The 7,508-nt window shown below is 34.2% G+C and carries 7 protein-coding genes; all 7 read left to right on the top strand.

Annotated features, from left to right (window positions below):
- Positions 1-23 precede the first annotated feature (23 nt).
- The 7 genes from ACP6PL_RS18415 (at position 24) to ACP6PL_RS18445 (ending at position 7,160) form a co-directional block, all read left to right on the top strand.
- On the top strand, positions 24-1,151 hold the full coding sequence (locus tag ACP6PL_RS18415) for a glycosyltransferase family 4 protein (protein WP_426546726.1): 1,128 nt from the start codon (positions 24-26) through the stop codon (positions 1,149-1,151).
- Between the two features lie 55 nt (positions 1,152-1,206).
- The gene (locus ACP6PL_RS18420; protein WP_426546727.1) at positions 1,207-1,341 is read left to right on the top strand and encodes a hypothetical protein; all 135 of its coding nucleotides are present in this window, start codon (positions 1,207-1,209) and stop codon (positions 1,339-1,341) included.
- Between the two features lie 33 nt (positions 1,342-1,374).
- Entirely contained in the window at positions 1,375-1,776 is a 402-nt protein-coding gene (locus tag ACP6PL_RS18425) for a methyltransferase domain-containing protein (RefSeq protein ID WP_426546728.1), read from the top strand.
- A gap of 82 nt (positions 1,777-1,858) precedes the next feature.
- Positions 1,859-3,112: a GH39 family glycosyl hydrolase gene (locus ACP6PL_RS18430; protein ID WP_426546729.1), complete on the top strand. Its 1,254-nt coding sequence runs from the start codon at positions 1,859-1,861 to the stop codon at positions 3,110-3,112.
- Positions 3,113-3,786: 674 nt separating this feature from the next.
- Positions 3,787-4,902 (top strand): glycosyltransferase family 4 protein, encoded by a 1,116-nt coding sequence (locus ACP6PL_RS18435; protein ID WP_426546730.1) that lies wholly within the window; start codon positions 3,787-3,789, stop codon positions 4,900-4,902.
- A gap of 247 nt (positions 4,903-5,149) precedes the next feature.
- Positions 5,150-6,325 (top strand): glycosyltransferase, encoded by a 1,176-nt coding sequence (locus ACP6PL_RS18440; RefSeq protein ID WP_426546731.1) that lies wholly within the window; start codon positions 5,150-5,152, stop codon positions 6,323-6,325.
- 16 nt (positions 6,326-6,341) lie between these two features.
- Complete coding sequence (locus ACP6PL_RS18445; protein ID WP_426546732.1) at positions 6,342-7,160, top strand: WecB/TagA/CpsF family glycosyltransferase; 819 nt, start codon at positions 6,342-6,344, stop codon at positions 7,158-7,160.
- Positions 7,161-7,508: the final 348 nt, after the last annotated feature.

Raw genomic sequence — 7,508 nt, forward strand, 5'->3', positions numbered from 1 at the left:
TACAAACAATCTCTAAGATATTTATGGTTAGGCGCGTTGCCCTATTAACAAACTTTATTCCTCCCCATCGGTTGCCTTTGTATCAGGCGATCGCTCAACGAGTCTCAGAATTTCAAGTATTTATTTCTACCCCAATGGAAGCTAACCGGAGTTGGCAAGCAAACTGGGAAGGGTTAAATGTTACTGTTCAAAAAAATCTTACCCTCCAACGTACTTGGCGACATCCCCAAGGGTTTTCCGAGCCACTATATATTCACATCCCCTACGATACCCTTTGGTTACTGCATCAATATCAACCAGATGTCATAATTTCTGGGGAACTAGGAATGCGAAGTCTCCAAGCAGCACTTTACCGAAAATTTCATCCCAAAACTAGACTTATCATCTGGGCAACAGTTTCCGAATATAGTGAAAAAGGTAGAGGTTGGTTAAGACATCAGTTAAGGCGCGTACTTTTACCCCAAGCAGATGCAGTGCTTGTTAATGGTAATAGTGGGAAACGCTATATTCGTAACTTTGGCATTTCTGAAGAAAAAATATTTTTTGCTCCCTATACAACTAATATTTCTCCCTTTCTCGCTGTCCCTTTATCTAAAGAATCTGAGCAGGTTCATCGTTTATTATCTGTAGGGCAATTGGTAGAACGTAAGGGGTTATTACCATTTATGACTACTTTAGGTAACTGGAGTAAAAATAATCCCGAAAAATATCTGGAATTTTGGATAGCAGGTAGCGGAACTCTAAAGGAAACTTTGGCAGCACAACCACTGCCAGAAAATGTTAAAGTCAAGTTTCTTGGCAATATCGAATATCAAAAACTTCCAGAGGTTTATGCTGAAGCTGGCATTTTTATCTTTCCGACTCTAGCTGATGAGTGGGGTGTAGTTACTAATGAGGCAATGGCAGCAGGGTTGCCAGTATTGGGCAGTCTTTACAGTCAGTCTGTAGAAGAATTAGTTGAAGATAGTGTGACAGGTTGGGTATTTCGTCCAGATAATCAAGAAGAAATTTATTCTGCCCTAGAAAAAGCTTTCGGAACAACCAAAGAAGACTTGGCAAAAATGCGGGGTATGGCTCGCGATCGCATCCAATACCTGACTCCTGAGTTTGTGGCTGATAATATTTTAGAAGCTATTAGCTACATTACTTAGGTTAAATGTTAAAATGATTTTTATTAATTATTCATCAACAATTTAAGTAAATAAAATGGATATTCACAAAATACATCGTCCTTTTTTAATCTATTTTCGTCGGCAAAGATTGGAATTTCTTTATAAGTTATTTTCCATCAATGAATCAACCAATTTATTAGATGTTGGGGGAGATTTATTTTTTTTGTAGTTAGCCAAAAATCTTGGTTTTCCTTCTCCAAAAGTGACTATTGTAAATCTTTATTCTAGTCAATTATATTTACCAGAAAATATAACTTGGGTTGTAGGGAATGGAAAAAAATTGCCTTTTGAAAATATGGCTTTTGACCTAGCTTTTAGTAACTCTGTAATTGAACATTTATATAATTGGGAATCTCAACTAGAATTTGCTAATGAAATTCAAAGAATAGCTCCTAAATATTTTGTACAAACACCCAGTAAAATATTTCCAGTAGAAACTCATTTCCTTACACCATTAATACATTATCTGCCGAAAAATATACAAAAAAATCTAGTTAGGAATTTTACAGTTTGGGGTATGATTACTCGTCCTAACCAAGAATATTGCCAGAAAATGGTAGCAGAGTTAAAGCTATTAAATTCTCAAATTGCTCTGAAAAATTAATTTATCTAGTACCTCAAAACCATAACTTTATAGAGGATTTGCTAAAACTCAAAATTTAAAATTGTTAGGAGGAATAAGTCAATTGAGGAAAATTTTAAAGAGGATAATTCTTGTTTCCTTATTTCTACTTGCTAGTGTAGGAAGTATTTTGGCGTTGAATCACCAAAACCTCAAACCACCCCCTACTATTATTCCACCCAGTTTTTTTGGGATGCACGTTCACCATGTAGTCTGGCAACCTCCTCATGTTAAACAACTTACACCTTGGCCGAGGGTTCCTTTTTCACAACTACGTTTGTGGGTTTCTGCTATTGCATGGCCGTCACTAGAACCGGAACCAGGAAAATGGAACTTTCAAATTTTAGATAAATATATAGATATAGCAGCAAAACATAATGTTGAACCTCTACTAACATTAGGTCAGTCTCCACCTTGGGCTTCTGCTAGACCAAGCGATCGCTCTGCCTATAAACCTGGTTGGTCTGCCGAACCAAAAAATATAGAAGACTGGCGTAACTATGTTCGTACAGTTGCCACCCACTACAAAGGTAAAATTCTCTATTACGAAATTTGGAACGAACCTAATTTAAAAGGTTTCTTTTCTGGAACTTCCCAGACAATGTTGAATTTATCAAAAGAAGCTTATCAAATTCTCAAGGAAGTAGACCCTAATATTAAAGTAGTTTCTCCATCTATGACAACAGTTGATGAGGGTTTAGTTTGGTTAGAAGAATTTTTAGGAGATGGTGGGAAAAATTATGTTGATGTAATTGGTTACCATTTTTATGTACCAAACGAACCTCCAGAAAAAATGCTGTCGGAAATTCTGCGAGTCAAAAAAGTAATGGCTAAATATGGAGTTGAAAAAATGCCTCTTTGGAATACGGAGGCAGGTTGGTTAGGGAAAAAACCTTTTAAAGATGAACAGAAAGGAGCGGCTTATGTTGCTAGAGCTTATATTCTGAATTGGTTAGCGGGAGTTGAACGTTTTTATTGGTATTCTTGGGATAGTCCTTTTGGGTTAAAGTTAAAAATGATTGGTGAAGATAGTAAGACTCTTAAACCTGCTGCTATTGCTTACGAGCAAATTCAAAAATGGTTAATTGGGGCTCAGATGGAAAGTTGTAATTCTAATTGGCGGAAAACCTGGATTTGTAAACTTACTCGGGATAATAATTATCAAGGTTGGATTATTTGGCATCCAGAAGAAAAATTTGATTTTAAAATTCCCCAAGAGTGGGGTGTTAAACAAGTTAGTAATTTAGCAGGAGATAGCTATAAATTATCAGGTTTAAAATTAGAAATTGGTTCTTTACCTTTGCTATTGGATAGTTAAATTTCAATGGATAACTGATAATTTATAATTTATAATTAGGGTTTGCTGATTAAATATAAAATAATTTACAGATGAAGGTTTTAGGCTTTTTCGGTTTGAAATAAAGTGCAAGTTTTAAGTTTGTAGGTAGCTCAGGTTCAAAAAGTTAGTATTTTGGGGTAACTATGACAGAAAAATCACTCTTGCTATTTTTTATATCGCCTCTTCTATAATACCATTTCTCAAAAATATTGCTATATTTGATTGGGTTGGGTAGGGACGTTGCATGCAACGTCCCTACGGGAGTGTGGGAGGTGGGGGGAGAAAAAAAGCAGTGGTAATAATCACTAACTAATTAATAATTGTCAAAAAAAGACTTTGAATCTTAGTAACTATTTGACTATTGAAATCTAGCTCAAGTATAGCATTACTTTTGGTAATTGGTATAACTCTTATTTATCCTTACTCTTAACTACTCCCTACTTCCTACCTTAACAACAAGACTTTTTGAACAAACCCTAATTAGATATACCAATCCTATGCGTATTCGTGGCAAAAATCTTACTGCTTTTAAGGCAATAGGCAACAGGTAAGAATGTCAAGTTTTTTATCTACTTTTTGATGTGTCACAGACTATTTAGAATTGCTATATAGTTTTCATTATCAATTATCAATTATCCATTATCCATTATTCTATGCACATTTTAATCTCAGCTCTTAGTAGGTTTAATCGCCCTAGTGGTATTTGTAGATATGCTGCTAATTTAGCTAAGTGTTTAGATGAAGTTGAGCAAATTTCTAGAATTACTTTAGTGTTAGGTAGTTGGCAAAAAAAATATTTTCTCGAAGATTTTCAAATTGATTCAGCAAAAATCAAAATTTATCCAGTAAATATTAAAAATAGCTCCATTTCTAGAAACATCTGGTTTTTTTTTCAACTACCTAAATTAACCAAAATTATCAAACCTGACTTGGTTCATCTATCTTTTCCCATACCATTTTTTAAATTTTTCTTTCCCTGCCCTGTAGTAGCAACTATCCACGATTTTTATCCCTTTGATAATCCAGAAAATTTTGGATTTCCTAATTATATATTTAATCAATTATTTACTAAAACTTGTATCACAAATGCTGATGGTATAACTTGTGTATCTCAAGTCACTTTATCTAGGTTTAAATATTATTTTCCCAAGATTTACCAAGAAAAATCACCTAAAGTAATTTATAACTATATTGATTTTCAAAATACCCAATCTCAATCACCAAATATCATAGAAAATACTCCTTTTATTTTGGCTGTTGCTCAACATAGAAAAAATAAAAACTTAGATTTGTTAATACCAGTTTATGGTTTATTAATTCAGAATCAACAAATCAATTTTAAAACCAAATTAATTATTGTTGGTACTGAAGGTCCTGAAACTCAAAGATTACTACAATTAGTTAATCATCTATCATTAGAAAAATCCGTAATCTTTAGCTCATCTTTATCCGATCCAGAATTATGCTGGTTATATCAAAATTGTGAGTTATTTATTTGCCCTTCTGCTAGTGAAGGATTTTGCTTGCCTTTAGCAGAAGCCTTATATTTTTCCTGTAAAATAGTTTGTTCTGATATTCCAATTTTGAGGGAAGTGGGTGATTCAGATTGTATTTACTTTAGTTTGTCGGGAAAAACTATTCAAAATTTATCCACAGCTATTATTAATGCCTATAGCCAGGATATAATTAAGTATAAAATAAATAATTTTAGGTTTGGAAAAGCAAATGTCGTAGAAAAATATCTGGATTTTTATCATCAATTTATATAGGGTAACTATGAATAAATATAAAATCAACAAATTTTAATTACGGGGAATGCAAAATCAGGAAACAATAAAAATGAGTATCTTTAAGTATCTATTCATAACCCCCCTATAAAATTCCAGGGAGCAAAAACTTTTACATAGATAAGATAATCAATGTAGATATTTATGAAGAAAAAACAATCAAATGTCAGCAACAGATAAAATTAAATTGATGCACATAAAGAAAGTATAAGTTGATTTTTTCAAAATTATGAGAATTCTCAGTATTCACAACCGCTATCTAATTCGTGGGGGGGAAGATGAATCTCGTGAGTCCGAGGAAAGACTTTTAAAAGAAAAAGGTAATCAAGTAGATATTTATGAAGAAAATAACAATCGCGTGACAGAAATAGGTAAAATTAGAGTAGGTATCCGAACAATTTGGTCAACCGAAAGTTATCAAATAGTTAAACAACAACTAACTAAAAATTCTTACAATATTGTTCATGTACAAAACTTTTTTCCCCTAATTTCTCCATCTGTTTATTATGCAGCTAACAAACAAGGTGTTCCAGTTGTACAAACTTTGCGTAACTACCGACTTCTGTGCGCCAATAGTTACTTTTTTCGTGACCAAAAAGTTTGCGAAGATTGCTTAGGAAAAATAATTCCTTGGCCTGGAGTTGTTCATGGTTGTTATAGAGATAGTAAAGTAGGTAGTCTAGCAGTAGTAGCGATGCAGACCTTTCACCGTGCTATCTCAACTTGGAAAAAAATGGTAAATCTCTACATTGCTTTAACAGATTTTACCAGGCAAAAATTTATTCAAGCTGGCTTACCTGCTGAGAAAATAGTGGTTAAACCTAACTTTGTTTATCCAGATCCAGGTATGGGAGAAGGAAATGGTAATTATGCTCTATTTATTGGCAGATTATCTCCAGAAAAAGGTTTAGATACTCTATTAGCAGCTTGGCAACTTTTAGCAGGAAAGATACCACTGAAAATTATTGGAGATGGACCTTTATCTGATAAAGTTCAGGAAGCAGCTACCAAACTACCTGATGTAGAATGGCTTGGTCGCCTACCAATACAAGAAGTTTATAATTTGGTAGGAGAAGCTAAATTTCTGATTTTTCCCTCCCAATGGTACGAAACTTTTGGTAGGGTAGCCATTGAAGCTTTTGCTAAGGGTACTCCAGTAATTGCTAGTAATTTGGGTAATATGTCCTCCCTAATTGAATCTGGTTGTACAGGTTTTCATTTTCGTCCAGGAGACCCTAATGATTTAGCTGCTAAAGTAGAATATGCTCTTGCTCATCCAGAAAAATTAAGAAAAATGCGTTTTGAAGCCAGGGCTGAGTTTGAGGCTAAATATACTGCCGAGCAGAATTATCATAAATTGATGGATATTTATAAGTTAGCGATCGCTTCTAAAAATTTAACTTAATTAAATAGATACAAGAATGACAAATTCACTTTCTTTAACTCCTCCAAGCAAAACCAGTGTTTTAGGTATAGGAGTTAGTCACACTAATTACTACGACTGTACCGAATTTATTATTAACTCTGCTAAACAACGACAATCTTGTACCGTTGCTCCGACGCCAGTACATGGTATTATGACTGGCTATCTCGATCCAAAAGGTCATGGCGATCGCCTCAATCAATTTACTCTAGTTGTTCCTGATGGTCAACCTGTACGTTGGGCGATGAATTTATTACGCAAACCCGATAAATCTCATCTGAGTGATCGGGTTTATGGTCCGACATTAATGTTACATCTTTGTACTGCGGCAGCTAATGAAAATATTGGTATTTTTCTCTATGGCTCAACTCCAGCAGTCTTAGAAAGTTTGCAGGAAAATCTTCAAGCTAAATTTCCTAACTTAAATATTGCTGGAACTATTTCTCCACCTTTTCGCCCTCTAACTCCAGAGGAAGATGCTGAATATATTCAACAAATTAAAGATTCTGGGGCGGGTATAGTATTTATTGGTTTGGGTTGCCCTCGGCAAGAGGCTTGGGCTTTTGAAAAAAGTCAAAATTTAGATTCTGCTTTGGTTTGTGTGGGTGCTGCTTTTGATTTTCATGCAGGTAATGTTCCTCAAGCTCCACCTTGGATGCAAAAGTTTGGTTTGGAGTGGCTTTTTCGTTTACTACAAGAGCCGACTCGTCTTTGGCAACGTTATGTGTTGTTGAATCCTCTATATCTGATTCTTTTGTCGCTTCAGCTAATGAGGCTACTTCCTCTCAAAACTCCATTGAAAAAAAATTTTTCTTAGCTTGGGTATTTTTCAATTATTTTTACCTGGATGGGGATTTTAATTTCACTATTTCTCTATACGCAATAGTATTTTCATTTTCTTAAGCACTACTAAGTAGAACAAGGTAAAAAAAAGATGTTGGATACTCAGCCATAAAAAGGCTCAAGTCATTGATATGAAATACTTCTGAGGAAGTTTACAATTTGATACATGATATCATGTCCGTTGGTATCGTTTGTGTAAAAGCCGGGAAAATATCCACCATATTTAAGGTTTTTTCTTCTCTCAAAGCTTCTTCCTTCTTCCTTCTTCCTTACCGAATAATTATTAATTATTAATTATTAATTAAATAATTCAGGTTTAAAG

The organism is Dapis purpurea BLCC-M126, from assembly GCF_050015975.1.
Lineage (GTDB): Bacteria > Cyanobacteriota > Cyanobacteriia > Cyanobacteriales > Microcoleaceae > Trichodesmium.